We start from the raw sequence: 18,114 nt of genomic DNA on the forward strand, positions 1-18,114 counted from the left end.
CAACCCCTTAATATTAGTCAATGCCACCTATCCTTTCACTGCACCAACCATTATGCCTTTAACAAAATATTTTTGTACAAATGGGTATACGATCAGCATCGGAATAACAGAGAGACATATAACTGTTGCTTGGAGTTGTTTGGTGCTGAACAAATCTTTCAATGGAACTCCCTGAGTCATTCGTTCCATATCATTCAGGTTGTTTTCAATAATAATCTTGCGCAAGATCACCTGAAGAACTTGTTTATGTGGATCCTGAATGTAGATCATAGAATCGAACCAAGCATTCCAGTGTGCGACAGCGATCCATAGTGAGACGGTAGCTAAAACTGGAGAAGAGATCGGCAGGATAATTTTAGTGAAAATAGAGAAATAACCTGCGCCATCAATTTGAGCCGATTCTTCCAAGCTATCTGGTAAGGAACGAAAAAAGTTTCGCATGATGAAAACATTAAATGCCCCAGTAAGCCCAGGAAGAATCAGCGCCCAAAATGTGTTAATTAATCCAAGGGACTTAATTAGCAAATAGTTTGGGATAAGTCCTCCGCTAAATAACATAGTAAACAATACCAAAGCCGTGAAAAATCGATTGAAGGGAAGTTGTGCTTTTGCCAGAGGGTAGGCAAGTAACGCAGTTACTGTAGTGCCAAGGAGAACACCGCAAACTGTACGCAATATCGTGTTTCGGTAACCGCTCCAAAGCCCCGGATAGTCAAGGGAGAGAAGAAAACTACCAAACGAAAGTCCCTTAGGCAGCAGCGTGATAGCTTCCTCCTGCTTGCTGGACAGAGCGGTAACCACTTGATTCCAGAACGGATAGATTGTGATAAGAAATATGCAACCCAACAAGAAATAAATCAGAGAATCGCATAGCACATCGGCAGGTGTTCGATTTTTTACCATAACGCGTACTCCCTCCCTCCGACAGTCCTAACAATACGGTTTACAACCAGCACCAAGATTAATGCAATGACAGATTTGAACAGCCCAACGGCGCTGGAGTAGCTGTATTGCATTTCAACCAATCCTTTGCGATAAACATAGGTGTCGATAATGTCAGAAACGTTTAATACACTTGGATTATACATGTTAAAGATTTGATCGAAGCCCGCATCTAAAATATTGGACATGCTTAAAATAAGCATAATTGCCATGACTGGAACGAGCATTGGCAAAGTGATCATAGTCGTTCTTTTCCACCGTCCAGCTCCATCTATTACGGCTGCCTCGTACAATTGAGGATCAATTCCCGAAATGGCGGCAAAGTATATGATCGAGCCCCAGCCAAAACCTTTAAAAATGTCGGTTATGACTAGCAACGAACGAAAGTAACGCTCATCAGCCATGAACAAAACCGGATTTCCGCCAAACAGTTTAATCAACTCATTGATGGGACCGTCAAACGAAAAGATCATAATGAAAATGCCACCCATAACTACCCACGATATAAAATGAGGCAAGTAAGAAGCGGTCTGAACTGCTTTTCTAAAGCGGAGCGATGATACCTCGTTTACGAGAATAGCGAAAATGATAGGAACTGGAAAACCAAAAATCAGCTTATAAATACTGATTAGAAGCGTGTTTTTGAGGATTTGATAAAAAGAAGGATCTGTGAAAGCCTTTTCAAAATGCTTCGAACCGACCCAAGGGCTTCCTAATATACCCTCCTTAATAATAAAGTCTTTAAACGCCAAGGTGACTCCATACATGGGGATGTAGTGAAAAATAATGAAATAAACGATTCCCGGAAGTAACATGAAATATAAAACTCTGTATTGAATTAGTCTTTTCCGCAGTCCACTTCCACCCGCAAATCTTGATACAATACCATGATGTCCTGCCACATACTTCCTCCTCCACTGTAAAGTAATGCTTCCTCCTTCTAATAAAATATTATCCTAATTCAACCGAGGCAGTATATGATGGTGTTTTTTGAAACATACAAATATCTTTAGTTCTTTGGTCAAGACACCGAATTGTAAACATTGAGAATAAATGCACCCCCAGAATTCATCGGATAACCTAGGGGGTTCCAATGTCTATTCTAAGGGGTGCGCGTTACTTTTATTTTGCCGGTACGCAGGGATGACAATAGTCATTTTCGTCCCAACCATGGGCTCGCTTTCAATTCGAACACCATAATTTGGCCCAAAAAATAATTGGATTCGTTCTCTAATATTGAATATTCCATAGCCGTTTCCTTTCCGGAGTTGAAGGCGTTCTATCGCCTCTATATCCATGCCGGGTCCATTATCCTCCACAGAAATCTCAATCCGTTCATCAACAACGACCCCTGTTAAACGCAGCTTACCGCCCTCTTTCCTGCGGTGATAAATCCCATGCTCAATTGCATTCTCCACAATCGGTTGAAGGAGAAGATTAAGAGTTTCGTAGGAATAGATGTCTTCATCTATTTCAAACTCTACCTCAAAGCTGTTGTCATGCATGATTAACTGAATATCGATATAGGCTTTTACAATCTCTAATTCATCCCGTACTGAAATTATATTGTCCCCTTGATTCAATGCCTTTCTATAAAATCGTGCCAACGTTATAACAATTCGGCTTATTTCTTCGGAACCCAGATAAAGGGCCTTCCAATTAATAGTGGATAACGTGTTATATAAAAAATGAGGATTAATTTGAGCTTGAAGTGCTGTTAACTGTGCTTTTCGTTTTTGATTTTGTACTTCATACACCTCGTTAATGAGCTTATTGATTTTTACAAGCATTTCAGCAAACTGATTCGTAAGTAGCCCCATTTCATCTTTCGCAGTACTATGAATCTGTACAGTAAGATCACCATTTTTGACCAAATTCATTTTACTATGCAAATATAATATGGGTCTCACCAATGTTTTGGTGAAAATCCATCCGAGAATAATCAACATTACAATACAAATACCAATAATAAGGAACATGGTATACAAAATACTTTCCGTTTCGTTTAAAACAACATTAGGAGACACACCATATTTAATCGTCCAACCGGACGTTGACATTTTACGTTCCATCATAAGTTGATACTTATCCACATTTGTATTGTTCCGTGCAACGGAATTAGCATACAAAACCTGCCCGTCCTCATCGATTATCTCCAGACACCCTTGATTATTTGCCATCTGCTCAAGTCCCCCGAAAAATTTCTTAATACTTAGTCCTATATAGAGAATTCCTAAATCGGACGTAGACGCAGTTTCAGGGATAACACGAATAGCAATAACTCTATTTTGCTTTTTGTCTATGTACCATTTAACTTCATTAGGCCGCAAATGCGAAGCAAGATCCCACAGCTCAGTTTTTTCAGGTGGCGCATATATAAGGTAATCACCGTAGTTGGAAATTTTCTTGCGAGAATAAATCGTCATTTGCTCCATTTCCTTGTTGCTTAACAAAATGATGTTGAAAAGGGGATCCATAGTTCCTCTTAGGTCTTGTGATAAATTAATATAATCTATATAATTATTCGTTAATATTTTTTGTGTTGTGGAGTTAAAAATAATAATATCCTCTATGGATTGATAATGATCCAGTTTGTAAGATAGATGGCTTTCGAATGTTTTAAGCTGCGTTTCTATTCCTTGATAGGCCCGTTTCTCAAGCAGAATACGACTTTGAATAAAAGCAAAGCTCCCTAGCACGACAAGAGGTATAAAAATCATAACAGAGTAGGTCATAATTAATTTTCTCTGCAGTGACATGTCTCTAAAAAAAGCGGGCAAAGCATTCATGATTTTAAATCCTCTCTGTATTTCTGAGGTGTTTTCCCATAATATGTCCTGAACAACGAACAAAAGTATGATTGATTAATGTATCCTACTTGTTGTGAGATATTAATAATCTTCATACTCGTTTCTCGTATCAGTTTTTCAGCCTGTTCCATTCGAAAAGATGTAATGAACTTTTGAAGGCTAATGCCTGTCTCTTTTCTAAACAGGAAACTTAAATAACTCGGCGTCAAATAAACCTTATTCGCTAACCACTCTAACGAAATACGGTCCATATAGTGTTTATTAATCAGCTTTTTGACTTGCTGTATTTGTGAGTTGTAATTCGGACTCGACATCAGTCCATGCTCCCATCGATCGACTAGACTATCTATTAATGACCGAGCACCACTCATATGCCTGGTATTCTCTATAAGTTCCGCAATTTGTTGTTCATCTTCCTTCAAATCTGTCAATTTGGTCTTAACTAACTTTAGAATTTCAAACAGCATTACTTTAATATAGAACCGAGAGTAATTGGTCTTTTCTTGTAATTGAATGAACAAAATGTTGAGGTGATATTTTACCTTACTGACGTCTTCCGCCCCAAAAGCCTTTCTGATATCGTCCATACTTGTCTTTATCAATTCGCTGTCTTGCACTGACTGTTCATTTTGTATCAGAATTCGACTATTTTCCGCAAAAATTTGGTAGGCCAATAACTGCTCTAACTTCTCAAATTCCGTCTTATATTGCGAGTAATCGGTTATTGAAATACTTCCAGTAATAAATACTAGCTGGTGAAAAACGTTCTGAAACATTTGCTGAATCGCTATTGCAAAATCGGAAAAATGATATTCCTTATATTCCTCTATAATGATAAGACATTGCGTTTCATTTAACACAAGTTCATAGCTTCTTTCAGGTAGTAATTGATGCAATTCACCGACCCAATCTTGTTTATCTCTATCAAAAAATGAGTTTTTGCAAGAGATAAGAATCATTCGTTTTGCTGAAAGAACCGTTTCCCCTGATGTGGAGGAATATAATCCATTGATGAGCTCAAACGTCTTGCGTTCCTTTTCATACTTGAGATTTTCCATCGATACTTTCTCCAAATGAATGGCTTGTTTTCTTAAGTCCTCCTCTTCCTTGCATGCAGCTAATAGATTGTTCATCAAAGCAGAAAATTCTTCGGGGACAATTGGTTTTAACAAATAACCATAGACCCCCAGCTCTATCGCCTGTTTAGCAAAAGAAAATTCTGCATGGGCAGTAAGAAAAACAATTTTGACCAGCGGATTAATCGACTTTATTACCGCACATAACTCCAATCCATTCATGTGGGGCATCATAATGTCACAAAGAACAATATCAAAGGACTCACGGTTAAACCGTTCTAGCGCTTCCTCGCCATTTGTCGCTTCTCGGCAAGAAAGCGGGAATTCAAACATTTTAGTAAGGAATGATATCCCTTTCCGCTCGATCTCCTCATCATCCACAACTAAAACATTGTATGGCATGACAACAAGTCTCCTTTTCATGAATTTGTATATATTGGCACATACGATCATAGCCAAGGATATCCTGATGCGTAGGAAGCCCGTTGAAATATTGTTTTAATTCATTTAGATTCAGTATCAATTTTGTATTCGGAAAATGCGGGATCAGAAGCGTTTATGAAGGGCTATATAAAATGTATCCATAGGTCTTGCCGGACAAATAGTTACTGTGTATTCCATTGCCTACGCAGTCGGTACGCCGATTCTAATCGCAATCACATCAAATGTAGATCGAAAAAAGCTATATTATAGGCAGCACTATGTATCTTCGTTTTCGGCAATATCATCTTTGTTCAAAGCCCAGATCATGCAATGCTTATGATTTCCCGGGCTGTGTTGGGAGTAAGCGCAGGTGTTTTCGCCGTAGTTGCCACTTTAGGAACTTTGATCGGGGAGTATACGGGAGGGTGCTGAAGTACACTAAACCGTCTTGTCTGTCTTAAATGCCAAAAAATAATGATTTTCAATTATCTCCTTACACTAAAGAGCGGATGTTGTGCGGAGTCGTGTTGCCGCATAGCGTTCCGCACAACAATTAATACGTTATTCCATTGTGTATAAGACTTCTTAATTGCAATGTACCATGCTGTCATACAAAAATGTATTCCACTATGTTCTCCCAAATAATGTTTGCGTGTTCAGTTCGTGTTTTTCACCTTTCTATCTTTAATACGGTTCGTCCACCATGCGATTGGTCAATTTACCCAACTTCTCGATTTCTATGGTAACAACATCTCCATGCTTCAAGTAGACGCGTCGATCTTCGGGATAACCAAGCACAACGCCTTCCGGGGTTCCTGTCAAAATAATGTCCCCCGGGTCGAGCGTCATATGCTGCGAGATGTAGCTTACGATTTCTTCACAGGAAAAAATCATATCGGATGTGTTGGACTGCTGGCGAATTTCCCCGTTTACGGTGGACTGTATAGCCAGCTGATTCGGGTTGCCGACTTCATCGGAGGTGACCAGATAGGGTCCCAACGGGCTGAAGTGGTCGCAGGACTTCCCAATCAGCCATTGGGGGGTTCTCATTTGCAAGTCGCGGGCCGACAGATCGTTCACGTTCGTATACCCGAACACATAGTCCAACGCTCCTTCCTTCCGTACATATTTTGCCTTCTTCCCGATGACAATCACGAGTTCAGCCTCATAATCTACCTCTTGAGTAACCCGGTTGGGCAGGGCTATGTCATGCCCGTGTCCGGTTAACGTATTATTGAATTTATTGAAAATAATCGGGTATTCCGGAATCGGCGCATGGGTCTCTTCCGCATGTCGACGGTAGTTCAGTCCGATACAGATGATTTTGCCGGGACGGGTTACGCTCGCGCCATAGACTTGATCATTTCCATCCAGAACATAGCCTGTATCCGAAGAACCTTCGCTTGGAAGCGCGGCCAGGTACGCCCTTAATCGTTCAAGTCCCTGTTCGCCGCCTGCAATAACTTCCATAACGTCGGTTGGAATTCCCTCCGCCGGGTAAGCTTCCAACGCTTTACCGATATCGATAATATGGCTGTCCTGTTCAATTACTAGGCGATACTCGCCTTGTTGTTCAATTGTTGCCAATCTCATCTTTTTTTTCACTCCCTTTGATTATGCGTTCTTGCCGAACGTGACTCCCCCATCGATGTAAAGAGGCGATCCCATCATGAATTTGGATTCATCGGAAGCGAGGAACAGTGCCGCATTCGCTACGTCTTCCGGGCTGCCAAGGTCATTGCTGAGCTGTCTGGATTTCAACGAACGCTTAGCTTCCTCAGGGTCGGCATAGGAGGTTTTAAGATAGTTTTCTACGAAGGGGGTTAGAATCGTTCCCGGCAGCAAGGCGTTGACTCGAATATTATAGGGCGCATAATCCACCTGCATGGACTTTGTTAATGAAAGCACCGCCCCTTTGGTCGCTGCGTAAGAAGCTCTCCTCGCCAATCCGATCTCGGCAATGCAAGAGGACATATGAATAATGCTGCCCGATCTGCGCTCCATCATATGAGGTACCACGTACTTGGTAGGCAAGAACACGCCGCGGATATTCACGCTGATGACCTTGTCCCATTGCTCGGGCTCAATCTCGTGAATCATGCCGACTCCGCTAATGCCTGCGTTGTTGAACAGCACGTCAATGTGGCCGACAAGATTCAAAGCTGTGTCCACCATCGCTTGAACCGCCTGCACGTCGGTAACGTCGGCCTGGATGGAGTGGGCAATGCCCCCGGCATCCCGGATTTCCTTAACCGTCTGCTCGCCGGCAGACTCTTGAAGATCGTTAACGATCACGGTAGCCCCTTCGCGGGCGAACAATAGCGCCGAGCTTTTGCCGATTCCGGAGCCAGCCCCAGTGATGAACACCGTTTTGTTGCGTAATATCATTTCGGTTCCCCCCGATTTGTACGGATGTTATGTTCAACAGAGCGACAACTACGGCATAGTTGCTCTGCTATTCGTGGCCTATTTAACGATGTGCCTGATTACCTGACCCGATATTCGTTAAAATAGCGAGGGATAATCGACGTCGAAGCACCCGGCTGTTGCGGGAGCGTGTAGAAGCCATTGACTACATTAATCGGTTCTTCGAAAATGTGCTTGATCCATGGGATGTATTCCAGCATGATCGCGTTCGGCGTAGCGGCCACAAGATGCTGATGAATTTGTCCCATATCTCCGACATGAGGACACACAGGAAGATCGTGAGCAGCAGCAAGGCCTGCAACTTGCAGCCATTCGGTGATCCCGGCTACCCGAGTAACGTCCACCTGCACATACTCGACGGCTCCTTGCGTGATATAGTCCCGGAAAGCATACTTATTGTACACATGCTCTCCAAGCGCGATAGGAACGTTCAATTCATCCGCAAGCTTGCGGTGTCCCGAAATGTCGTCCGGATTGAGCGGTTCTTCCAGCCAGATCAAATCGAACTGCTCCAGTCTCTTGCCCCAGGTCATGGCGGTCGTAATGTTCCATTGCTGGTTGACGTCGATCATCAGACCAATCTCATCGCCGATTGCACGCCGGACGGCCTGCACCCGATCGAAGTCCTCCCGCGGATCTGGCTTACCTACTTTCATCTTGACTGCCGTGAAGCCTTGCTCCAGAATCCCTGTGATGTCTTTAATCAATTGGTCCTTGCTCCAGTTCAGCCAGCCGCCATTTGTATTGTAGGCCTTAATCTTACCCATCTTATGGCCCCCCAAATATTGCCACAGCGGTTTTCCGGCCGCCTTAGACATAATGTCCCACAGCGCGATGTCGACGGCTGCTAATGCCATATGCGTAATGCCGGAGCGTCCGATCCAGTGCATCGGACCAAAGCGGAGCTCGTCCCATATTTGTTTAACGTTAAAAGGGTCTTTACCGATAAGCGCGGGTGCATAATACCGGTCGATCGTGTCGGCAATCATTTCATCGCCTTTAGCCGTCGTACCGGTATAGCCGTAGCCGACAATCCCTTCATCCGTTTCGATGTGAACGCCGGTGACTCCCCAATGCGTGGCCACGTTGATGGCATCGGTAATCGGCGGAGTGATCGGGACATGCAAAATGAAGCTTTCTGCTTTTGTAATTTTCATAGAGTCATCATCCTTCGGGTGTAATGCTGAAATTAGTATCCAAGAGACGCTCCGCCGTCAACCGGCAGCGCCACACCTGTAACGAACCGCGAACCGCGCGAAGCCAGAAATAACGCAGCATCGGCAATTTCCTCGGAATCGGCCGGACGGCCGAGAGGATGCATATTATTAAGAAGGCGAGTCGTCTCCTCCGGATCGTCTTGCTCAAGCCTCCACTTCTCCAAGAGCGGTGTCATGACTCCAGCAGGGCACAGACAATTTACCCTGACGCCGTCCGGCGCATAATCGAGTGCTAACGCTTTCGTTAACGCCACGATTGCACCCTTCGTCGAAGCGTATACCGCATTTTGCTTCTGACCGATGAGACCGTTCAGCGAAGCCATATTGACGATGTTCCCTTGCGACTTGCGAAGCGCAGGGATGCACGTCTTGATCATCAGAAATACGCTTTTGAGGTTGATATTAATAACCCGGGTCCATTCGTCTACCGTTACTTCTTCCAACGCCTTGGGCAAGATGGTCGCTGCATTATTGAACAGGATGTCGATACGACCTAATCGATCTTCGACTTCAGCGACAGCTCTTTGTACATCCTGCTCCGATGACACATCCGCCTTGATCGCATAGGCCCGCCGTCTCCCCGGCTTGGACGAGATGCTTTCCGCTACCCGCCGACCACTCGCTTCCTCGATATCCACGATGATGACGCTGGCGCCTTCCTCCGCGAATCGCTCCGCTGCGACTTCGCCGATACCTGAACCTCCGCCCGTTATGATGCATACCTGATCTTCCAGCATCATAGATTCGCCGACCTCCTTATCCAAAATCGTTTACCTGTACGCTCCAACTACCTTGCCGATTTCGAAGGCCGCCTTATCCAGCGCCTCCTGCGGCTCGAGACGACCGACGATTGCTCTTTGAAAAGTCTGCCAAAGAATGTCTTCCGTTAGCGGATATTCCGGGAACTTCGGAGGAATGACCACGCTCGTAAGAATCGTTTCCTCCAATAGAGACAACCTGCGTGCTTCCAATGCATCCTCGGCCGCCGCTTTTTTCAGCTTGTCCATTACCGACGTTCTGACCGGCACATGACCGTGGTGCGCATCGAAGAGCTGGCTCTCGTGAGAGGTCAGATGACGCAGCAACTGCACAGCTTGTTCCGGATGCCGCGTTCCAGCAAGAACTGCGAACGAATGGCTGCCGCAGTAGACGGCGCGTCTGCCTTGCGAGCCCGCCGGCGTTAATGCCAAGTCGAAGCGCCCGGCCAACGGAGACGCATGATCGGTCAACAGGCTGAAATAGCCCGGCCAATCCGTGACGAACGTGCTGTCCCCGTTGCGGAAGTTGGCCGATACTTCGTCGTACTCCATCTCCGGCAGACCTTCAGGAGTCAATCCTTCTTTATACCACTCCCGCAGCCGCTGTAACGCCGCAAGGCCAGCCGCGCTGTTGAACGCCGGTTGGAGCCGCTCGTCGAACAGCTTGCCGTCCTCGCTGGACAGCAGTTCGAAGAAAGTGCCGAACAGTCCTGACCCCTTGCCCGGGTAAACCAATCCGGTATAGCCCGCCGCTTTAGCCCTGCGTGACGCTTCACTCAACTCTTCCCAGGTTTCAGGTACGCCGATGTTCAGTTCGGCAAGGCGATCCGAACGATACACCAGCAATCTGGCATCAAAGTTTCGAGGAATGCTCTTCAGATTCCCTCCAACCCGGCAAAGTTCAACCAGGGTCGGAGAGAAATCAGCCAGAGCGCTCTGGTCGAAATAGGGATCCAACGACAGCAGGTGCTCCGCTTGGGAAGGCGCATATTTCGAATGCGTGGACACGAGATCGAAAGGACTCTCTTTCGTTTCGAAAGCTTCCTTCAGCAATGCGTTCAACTGCGGATGCGTGCCTTTGAATGCGACGTTAACGGCAATTCCTGATCTTTGTTCGAATACCTCAAGGCTCCGATAGAGTGGCCCATACATGGGGCCGTCTATTAAGGCCACTTTCAAGGAGGTAATTGGCAATGGTTCTCCCCCCATATTCATTATAAAGCGGTTACAATATCATGTACGATTTTAATATATCATACATGATTTTAGGTGTAAATAAACTTGGGCCGGCTTTTCGATCTGATTCACTTAACCCTAATTATTTCTCGAAATTGATACGAAGTCTTTCGTGAGCGTTCCTTAAATGGTTACGCATTGCCTCTGCAGCCTGTTCGGTATCGCGCGTAAGAAGCGCACGGACAATGATTTCGTGCTCGATCTTTTCGGCTTCCATATCAATGTTGCAACGCGTATCATTCAGATATCGATGGATGCGCTGAATCAGGCTTGTCACCATGTCCTTCAAATTTTCGTTCTTCGCGTAATGTAGAATTGTGCCGTGCAAGTCGCCATTCATCTTAAAGATTGTGGTTTCCCGGTCTACTTCCCCTCGCCCCGGTTCGTGGGATAGAAGGTCCTCAAGAACAGCCTCAAGCCTATGGGGCGGAATATGCGCTATCGATTTGCGTATCGACAAATCTTCGAGTTGACTTCGAATCTCAAAAATTTCGTCGATGTCCTTCAAACTCATTTCGGCAACGTACATCCCCTTAAACGGAATTAGCGTTACGAACCCTTCCGAAGCCAGACGGGACAAGGATTCTCTAATCGGAATATTGCTTACGCCAAGTTCCCGAGACAAGCTATCGATATTTATTTTATCTCCGGCCGCCATCCTGTGGGACAAAATTTGTTGCTTCAATATGTCATACAGCTCTTCTGTAAGAACGTACCGGTTCAATTTCTTATCTTTCTTTTCCGTCATATCTTTTAACTCTCCATTGTCTTTTTTTAAATTATACTACATCATGCTTGATATACCGAAATTATATTCGTAATACAACAGGGGCCTACTGGGCTTGCATAAAAATCAGGTAGGAAACTACCCATAAATTGAGTAACCGACTCCGGGTAGAAATGGCCACCTAAATGGTGGCCCGAACCCCCACAGAACCCGGCGTACGCATTTCCCGCACCGGGCTCTTTAGAAATAGATTGCATATCATGACCTTTTATAAGGCGTCGTACATAATCTTAAACTATCCAGTCCATTAGTTTAGAAATAGGCAGCCGGTCTTATTGATCGGCTGCCTTCAAATATCTTTATTGAGCTATCGTTTCCCGTAAGCTGAATACCAAATTAACAATCTTTAATGATGATAAGATAGCCCTCTGAATCGGTTACGTGAAAACTTTCAATCACGCCGTTTGGTAAACGCGGACCGATAGCTCAAAAGCCATTAATATGTAAATCGGGATAGTTCGCTACATTTATAACATTGCCTGAAGGGTCTGTAACGTTGAATTCAGGGAATCGATCAATTCCCCAAGTATACGTTATTTCCGTTACTTCTTCACCTGCATCGAGGAATCTTTGGTAACATTCAAAAACATCAGATGTTTTTATACAAAGTACCGCATAGGGTTTTCCGTCCGATACAATATGGACTGGAATGGGTTGTTCTACTCGTTTTAAAAACAAATAGGGTCCTGGTTCAAGCTTCAGGTCCGATTCTTCTTCAGTTTTCCAGCAATGTGTAAAGCCGAAATTCAGTTCATACCATGCAACGGATTCATCGATATTTCTAACTGGCAGTCTAACCTGAACTACAGTATTAACAAGTGTTTTACTCTTTGATGTGGTGTTCATTTGAATCCCTCCCTCAAGAGAAATCATTCAATACCTTCCATATCTTCTCCACTGCAATAAATAATCCTCTGTACCACCGCATCCGTTCGTTAACCTTGTGTAACATCCCTACAGAGATTGGCTTAAACAATCCGATTGATTTTTGAAGATAAAACTATCGTGTCCCGTTAGTGTAATCCTCGCTCGTTTAGTAACGAGGAATTGCCTACCTAATCTCCTCTCTTATATACGCTTCACGATACTCTTTCGGCGGCATCCCTGTTAACTGCTTGAATAATTTAGAGAAATAATGAACCGACGAGAAGCCGTATTTCTCAGAGATCTCCGTGATGCTTATTTTAGAGAACCGTAGATCATCTTTGGCGCGGTTTATTCGGAATTGATTCATATATTGTATCGGCGATAACCCGGTTGCCTGATGAAATAGTTCAAAAAAATAGCCGCGGCTGATGCGAAGTTCTCGAAAATAAAACTCAAGCGGCTTAACGTTGCCGGTCATCAAATCATGATCCAGTCGTTCCAAGATCTTGAGCACTCGTGGATCAGGGATATTTTTCTTCTTGAGGGCGAAAGTGAGAAAGTACTCCATGAACTGCTGAAAATTGGACTGAATCTTCAACCCCCTGTAATACGTGCGCTTGTTCGTGTATTCATTGTTTATAAAAAAAGTCTCAAACCAATCTATCCAAATCTGTAGCTTGCCCACCGTCATATATTCGGGAATCGGCACAGGAAACGAAGGCCCAATTAACGATGACTGCAATTGAGAAGTGTCGAAACAGATCATGTTCGGCGTCAAAAAGGCTTCTCGACGATCAATATGCTTCCAATCGAAGTAACAGCAATAATGAATCATCGGCTGTTCCTGATTGGCATACCAGTCGTGAAGCAGACCAGGCGGCATATATACAAGCGAACCGGGGCCTACCGGGTGATCTTCTCCTCGAAAGTGAACCATGCCTTTCCCCTCGCTGATCAGATAGAGCGATGAAGCGTAGCAAACACGCGATATGCTATTCTGGCCTTTGGAAAATAGATATCGGCTGGCGTTGTATACGTAAGGATGAAGATTTGCAAAATCTATCACGACCCTCTCCTTCTTTTTGAAAATATGTATGACGATTGTATAAAAGATATACGTTTCTGTAAATACGAAGACAACCGTACTTGATACACTTCTTAAGAGATTCAATCATCATGAACAAAGATGAAGGTTGACGAATGCATAAAATCAAAGGAGCGTGACAGGAATGGCGAAAATCAAAGAAATATTATGTTTGCACCATAGTCACCTGGATATTGGTTACACACATCCCCAGCCGTTATTGCTGGAGCTGCAGAAAGACTATATTGACGAAGCGATCAAGCTTTGCCTCCAATCGGAGAATGAGCCAGAGGATGCGAAATTCCGTTGGACCTGCGAGGCGACTTATCCGGTGATGCAATGGCTGGAGACAGCTACCGAGGAGCAAGTTGCAGATTTCCGCCGATTGGTGAACAATGGACAGCTTAGTATTGCAGCACTTCCTATGCACACTACCCCGCTAGTATCAGCGGATCAGCTTGCGCGGATGCTGCATCCTGTTCGTGAGCTGCGGGAGAAGTATGGCATTTCCGTAAAAAGCGCAATTAATCATGATGTTAACGGGCAGCCATGGCCGCTTAGCCAAATATTACTCGATGCAGGTATCGAGTTTTATATCACGGGGATTAATGTACACTTTGGGGGAATTCCGTTGCCGCGCCCTTCCGCATTTAACTGGAAAACCCCTGACAATCGAGAGCTTTTGACTTTCTTGGGTGAGCATTACTCTCTTTTCAGTCAGTTCTTCTTCACAAATCAAGATGATACGAAGCTGATGGCTCAAGGGATCCAGGAATACCTTGATTGGTTGGAGAGAAATGACTATCCGTACGATTTTGTGTATTTAACGGCAACGAATCCTCCGCAATATGATAATAACTGCCCGGACCCGAATTTGTTGTCACTGATCAGCAGATACAATGCTGAGGGGCATGGCCACAAGGTTATTTTTGCAACACCGGAAATGCTTCTCGATCGGGTTAAGCAGATTCCGCAAGAGCAAATCCCGGTTCATTCAGGGGATTGGACGGACTACTGGAATTTCGGTGCGGGAAGCTCGGCGAAAGAAACCAAGATCAGTCGTCAAACGAAGCAAAGCTTGAAGAAGGCTGAATTCCTGGAAGCGATCCAAGGGGCGCCAAACCTGCAATATAAGAAAGTGAAAAAAGAGGCATTCGAGCAGTCTTTGCTCTATGATGAGCACACTTGGGGTTCTTGGGCCTCAGTTTACATCCCTGATCTTCCGGTATCACAAGCGGAGCAGCTGCATAAGAAAGAGATGGCATACAAGGCAGCAGACCTGTCTACATACGTTTTCTCCAAGCAATTGGAAGCGGCAGCAGGAAATCCGAAGCAATCCGGCAAGCCTGATGGCGTTATGCTGGTCAACACATCAAGTGAAACACAGCATGTTGAGGTCAAGGTGCCTGAGCATTACTTCGGCAATCATCGTCATATTGCCGCTTTGCGTATAATGGACTTCTTGCCCTATGCGCAGGAAGACCAAAACTTTAGATCGTATGGAACCGTTGAGATCGCGCCATTCTCGTGGAAAAAGATTCCGATGGGCCAGCTTGAAGCTCGGCTGAACACATCATCGGACAGCATATCGGTGACTGAAGGGACGATCGAAACACCATTTTACCGGATGACATATAGCCCTGTTACTGGACGAATTGTTGAGTTGTTCGATAAGAGTCGTAGTTGGCAGATGCTTGATGAAAAGAGCCCTTGGACGTTTTTTGAATTTGTGCAGGAAACAGTGGATGGGCGTCACAACAAGGAGCACCGGGACACCTTCTTCCCGCGTGATGTCGATAAAGGAAACCACAGCATTTCCGTCTGGAACCATGAATGGAAATCGAAACGTGTCGGCGCCAATCGGCTGAAAGCTTATTCGGTCGAACAAACCATGGATTCAGTTACGTACGTCGTACAGCTTGAAGCACCGGGAGTTTCCCGACTGGAGCAGCGGATAACTTTTTCCGCAATCCATCCTAGAATTAGTCTTACTGCTTCAATGAATAAATCGGATATCAGAACGCCCGAATCCATCTATTTTGCCTTCCCTTTACGGATGGATAAAGACTGGCGTGCCCATTATGATACGGCCGGTTTGCCCGTCGAGCTTGATCGGGAACAGCTTGGCACCGCGTGTCGGGATTGGGTGACCGTCGACCAAACGGTTTCCATCTATGATAAACAGAAGGGGATCACACTAGCATGTCCAGACGCACCGCTCGTTCAAGTAGGTGATTTTCATTTCGGCAAGGAGAATGAGCAGATCAAACGTCAAGAAAATCCGCTATTGCTGGCATGGGCCATGAACAATTATTGGGATACGAATTTCTGGGCTAGCCAACCTGGGGATGTCCTTTTTCGCTATGAGCTAAGTCCATTTGAACAATTTGATCCTGTTGAGGCATATCGTGCGGGCATTGCTGCAGCGGACCCTATAGCCATTAACGCGGCGGTGATGTGTGAAAGGGAGGAAGAAGGGCAGTGGTTTGGACAGTCAAGCGGCACGGTCGTCTTGCAATACATGAAACCGGCTATAGATGGAAATGGATTCATTCTGACCCTGCGAAATGTCGGATCCGATCCGTCCGAGTATACTTTTACCGTAATAGATAAGGAAGTCGAGGATGCCTACCTGGTAAACCCGTTGGAAGAAGTCGTTCACTCGATTCCTTGCAGCGGTAATGAAGTAAGTATTGTGCTGCAGACTGGGGAATTATCATATTTGCGGGTTAATCTTAAGTAAGGCATTTTGCGGAACGTGTTAACTTATACACCACTAGGAACGGATTAGCAAAATCATCTCTAAGTTTTCGACCAATATGAAATTCAAAATAATCGTGAATGTATAATAACCATAGATTTTAGGAATCGCAGTCCCTCCGTGCTTATCTCAAGATGGTGTTTCCTTTGACAAGACTTTCGCCCTTCAAAAACAGCAACCAATTACTTGCCGGCTGCTGTTTTTGTTGTTTTGAACTACTGTTCTCAATTTGCTTAACCATGAGTTACTATCTCAGGATCATATTAAACTCAATAGCTCATCACGGAGTTTGGAATAAGAATCATTCCATTCCATCTTTGCATAACTGCGGCAACATCATACGTGAACTGTCAAAAATCTATTATCGGTCAGCTTCTTGCTCATGGTTTAACCTCCTAATTAATACATAGTCCAGTAATCGGCCCCGCGGCTAACGTTAGGGCTTTTTGATAGGGGCCGCCCCTCTCTCCCACGCCTCCAAAATCACAACGTGTTCCACTGATGATTTATTTTCCCAGCGGATGTATCCCTGCTTTTCGAGCTCCTTCAGTGACGAAATGATTTTATCCTTACGTTTGCCGGCCATAGTCTCAAGCTGCTCCATGTTCGGCATTTTATTGTGCCGGGTCAGATAACTACTGAGGATCTACAACATATATAACCTCGGTTTTTAAAAGGCGTATTACAAAAAAATTAGTGAGGGAATGTAATGGTTGAGGAGTTAAGAACTGCCGCTGCATATGCGCATAGTCACGGTAAAGCTTAAAACGATGATTTGATCGTGGGTAAAGCTCAGTTATCCGGGGATCCCGATCCAGCGAAGATTAGGACTGCGGACGGTCCGGTGAGGGTGCCATATTCTGAGATTGAGTATGTGAGAGCGATTAACGCAACTTCAATAAACAAACGGCCACGTCAGCTATCATGCCAACGTGGCCGTTTGGCTTACTGTTTCTCAATTTGCTACATGCGATCTTCCAGGTCCTTAATATCCTGTGTGTTGCCTGCTATCAGGGCGAGATGGTTTCGACGCAGCCGGTTCAGCGAAATCGAATATTCCTCCCTGGTTAGCGTCGCTATTAATGGTCAAACAAAAAGGCCGCCCAAAAAGGGCGGCCGGGAAGTGGAAAAGCAAGGTGCTTACCTCCCCATTTTGGGCATTCTTAATAGGTTATATACTCACATCGTGGGGCTCAAATTCCTCACGGCGATTAAACTCCAGAAACTCGCTCATATCTTCTCCTCTCTCCACTCCCACCTTTATTACTTACTTATTGTTTTCTTAGAAAAAGAAAGATTGAGTTATGATAACCAGAAGAATGAATAGAACCAAGATAGCTGCCATATTATTGCGGAAACCACCATAGCCTACTTCGTCACTCATCCCACACTACCTCCTAAAATTAAAATACATGGTATCTTATGTTTTAGTCAGGATTTGGTAAAGGCAAAATTCTCAAGGGCAAACATTGATTTTAATTTTCATACTATACTCAAAAATGCTGCTAGACAAAAAGACCCTGCCAGTACTTAAGCCAGCAGGGTCTTTGCTATACCAATGCTTTCAAATTGTATAACGGCGCGTCCCAAAATGTTGTCTTTATTTTACAAAATATCACTTTGTGTATACAGGCAAATCTTTTCCCTCTTTGCATAACTTGTAGTAAAGCGCGTTAGCCTGAACGGGTAACTGCTTCGTTACTATCACAAACGTCAATCACATTCA

At 44.7% G+C, this 18,114-nt stretch carries 14 protein-coding genes; 1 reads left to right on the forward strand and 13 read right to left on the reverse strand.

Translation table 11 applies throughout. The annotated features are described in order from the left end of the window. Positions 1–27: 27 nt before the first annotated feature. The 12 genes from GCU45_RS00310 to GCU45_RS00365 form a co-directional block, all read right to left on the reverse strand. Entirely contained in the window at positions 28–903 is an 876-nt protein-coding gene (locus tag GCU45_RS00310) for a carbohydrate ABC transporter permease (RefSeq protein ID WP_152397602.1), read from the reverse strand. Beyond that, the gene (locus tag GCU45_RS00315; protein ID WP_244364357.1) at positions 897–1,844 is read right to left on the reverse strand and encodes an ABC transporter permease; all 948 of its coding nucleotides are present in this window, start codon (positions 1,842–1,844) and stop codon (positions 897–899) included. Before GCU45_RS00315 ends, GCU45_RS00310 begins: the two co-directional genes overlap by 7 nt. Before the next feature lie 195 nt (positions 1,845–2,039). Further along, entirely contained in the window at positions 2,040–3,731 is a 1,692-nt protein-coding gene (locus tag GCU45_RS00320; protein WP_152397603.1) for a sensor histidine kinase, read from the reverse strand. Continuing rightward, positions 3,728–5,230 carry a response regulator transcription factor gene (locus GCU45_RS00325; RefSeq protein WP_167527036.1) on the reverse strand — a complete coding sequence of 501 codons (1,503 nt, stop codon included), beginning with the start codon at positions 5,228–5,230 and terminating at the stop codon, positions 3,728–3,730. Before GCU45_RS00325 ends, GCU45_RS00320 begins: the two co-directional genes overlap by 4 nt. 705 nt (positions 5,231–5,935) lie before the next feature. Further along, positions 5,936–6,844, reverse strand: a complete 909-nt coding sequence (locus tag GCU45_RS00330) for a fumarylacetoacetate hydrolase family protein (RefSeq protein WP_152397605.1) — start codon at positions 6,842–6,844, stop codon at positions 5,936–5,938. Positions 6,845–6,865: 21 nt separating this feature from the next. Further along, on the reverse strand, positions 6,866–7,639 hold the full coding sequence (locus GCU45_RS00335) for an SDR family NAD(P)-dependent oxidoreductase (protein WP_152397606.1): 774 nt from the start codon (positions 7,637–7,639) through the stop codon (positions 6,866–6,868). Between the two features lie 98 nt (positions 7,640–7,737). Next, on the reverse strand, positions 7,738–8,835 hold the full coding sequence (locus GCU45_RS00340) for a mandelate racemase/muconate lactonizing enzyme family protein (RefSeq protein WP_152397607.1): 1,098 nt from the start codon (positions 8,833–8,835) through the stop codon (positions 7,738–7,740). Between the two features lie 32 nt (positions 8,836–8,867). Further along, complete coding sequence (locus GCU45_RS00345; RefSeq protein WP_152397608.1) at positions 8,868–9,635, reverse strand: SDR family NAD(P)-dependent oxidoreductase; 768 nt, start codon at positions 9,633–9,635, stop codon at positions 8,868–8,870. Between the two features lie 30 nt (positions 9,636–9,665). Next, entirely contained in the window at positions 9,666–10,847 is a 1,182-nt protein-coding gene (locus tag GCU45_RS00350; RefSeq protein WP_167527037.1) for an extracellular solute-binding protein, read from the reverse strand. A gap of 124 nt (positions 10,848–10,971) precedes the next feature. Then, positions 10,972–11,637 (reverse strand): GntR family transcriptional regulator, encoded by a 666-nt coding sequence (locus GCU45_RS00355; protein WP_152397609.1) that lies wholly within the window; start codon positions 11,635–11,637, stop codon positions 10,972–10,974. 465 nt (positions 11,638–12,102) lie between these two features. Then, positions 12,103–12,522 (reverse strand): VOC family protein, encoded by a 420-nt coding sequence (locus tag GCU45_RS00360; RefSeq protein WP_143812960.1) that lies wholly within the window; start codon positions 12,520–12,522, stop codon positions 12,103–12,105. 205 nt (positions 12,523–12,727) lie between these two features. Then, positions 12,728–13,609, reverse strand: coding sequence for a helix-turn-helix transcriptional regulator (locus tag GCU45_RS00365; RefSeq protein WP_244364359.1), 882 nt, complete (start codon positions 13,607–13,609; stop codon positions 12,728–12,730). A gap of 163 nt (positions 13,610–13,772) precedes the next feature. Here GCU45_RS00365 and GCU45_RS00370 point away from each other — a divergent pair, with 163 nt between their 5' ends. Continuing rightward, the gene (locus GCU45_RS00370) at positions 13,773–16,370 is read left to right on the forward strand and encodes a glycoside hydrolase family 38 N-terminal domain-containing protein (RefSeq protein WP_152397610.1); all 2,598 of its coding nucleotides are present in this window, start codon (positions 13,773–13,775) and stop codon (positions 16,368–16,370) included. 1,300 nt (positions 16,371–17,670) lie between these two features. Here GCU45_RS00370 and GCU45_RS33970 read toward each other — a convergent pair. Further along, a complete protein-coding gene (locus tag GCU45_RS33970; protein ID WP_208837087.1) occupies positions 17,671–17,772 on the reverse strand; it encodes a YjcZ family sporulation protein in 102 nt (33 codons plus the stop codon). Positions 17,773–18,114: the final 342 nt, after the last annotated feature.

Source organism: Paenibacillus cellulositrophicus (assembly GCF_009363095.1).
Taxonomy (GTDB): domain Bacteria; phylum Bacillota; class Bacilli; order Paenibacillales; family Paenibacillaceae; genus Paenibacillus_AQ; species Paenibacillus_AQ favisporus.

Excerpts from the sequence above, each read along its gene's own strand:
- GCU45_RS00310 (WP_152397602.1), bottom strand. The coding sequence starts at position 903 with ATGGTAAAAAATCGAACACCTGCCGATGTGCTATGCGATTCTCTGATT.
- GCU45_RS00320 (WP_152397603.1), bottom strand. The coding sequence starts at position 3,731 with ATGAATGCTTTGCCCGCTTTTTTTAGAGACATGTCACTGCAGAGAAAA.
- GCU45_RS00325 (WP_167527036.1), bottom strand. The coding sequence starts at position 5,230 with ATGCCATACAATGTTTTAGTTGTGGATGATGAGGAGATCGAGCGGAAA.
- GCU45_RS00330 (WP_152397605.1), bottom strand. The coding sequence starts at position 6,844 with ATGAGATTGGCAACAATTGAACAACAAGGCGAGTATCGCCTAGTAATT.
- GCU45_RS00335 (WP_152397606.1), bottom strand. The coding sequence starts at position 7,639 with ATGATATTACGCAACAAAACGGTGTTCATCACTGGGGCTGGCTCCGGA.
- GCU45_RS00340 (WP_152397607.1), bottom strand. The coding sequence starts at position 8,835 with ATGAAAATTACAAAAGCAGAAAGCTTCATTTTGCATGTCCCGATCACT.
- GCU45_RS00345 (WP_152397608.1), bottom strand. The coding sequence starts at position 9,635 with ATGATGCTGGAAGATCAGGTATGCATCATAACGGGCGGAGGTTCAGGT.
- GCU45_RS00355 (WP_152397609.1), bottom strand. The coding sequence starts at position 11,637 with ATGACGGAAAAGAAAGATAAGAAATTGAACCGGTACGTTCTTACAGAA.
- GCU45_RS00360 (WP_143812960.1), bottom strand. The coding sequence starts at position 12,522 with ATGAACACCACATCAAAGAGTAAAACACTTGTTAATACTGTAGTTCAG.
- GCU45_RS00370 (WP_152397610.1), top strand. The coding sequence starts at position 13,773 with ATGGCGAAAATCAAAGAAATATTATGTTTGCACCATAGTCACCTGGAT.
- GCU45_RS33970 (WP_208837087.1), bottom strand. The coding sequence starts at position 17,772 with ATGAGTGACGAAGTAGGCTATGGTGGTTTCCGCAATAATATGGCAGCT.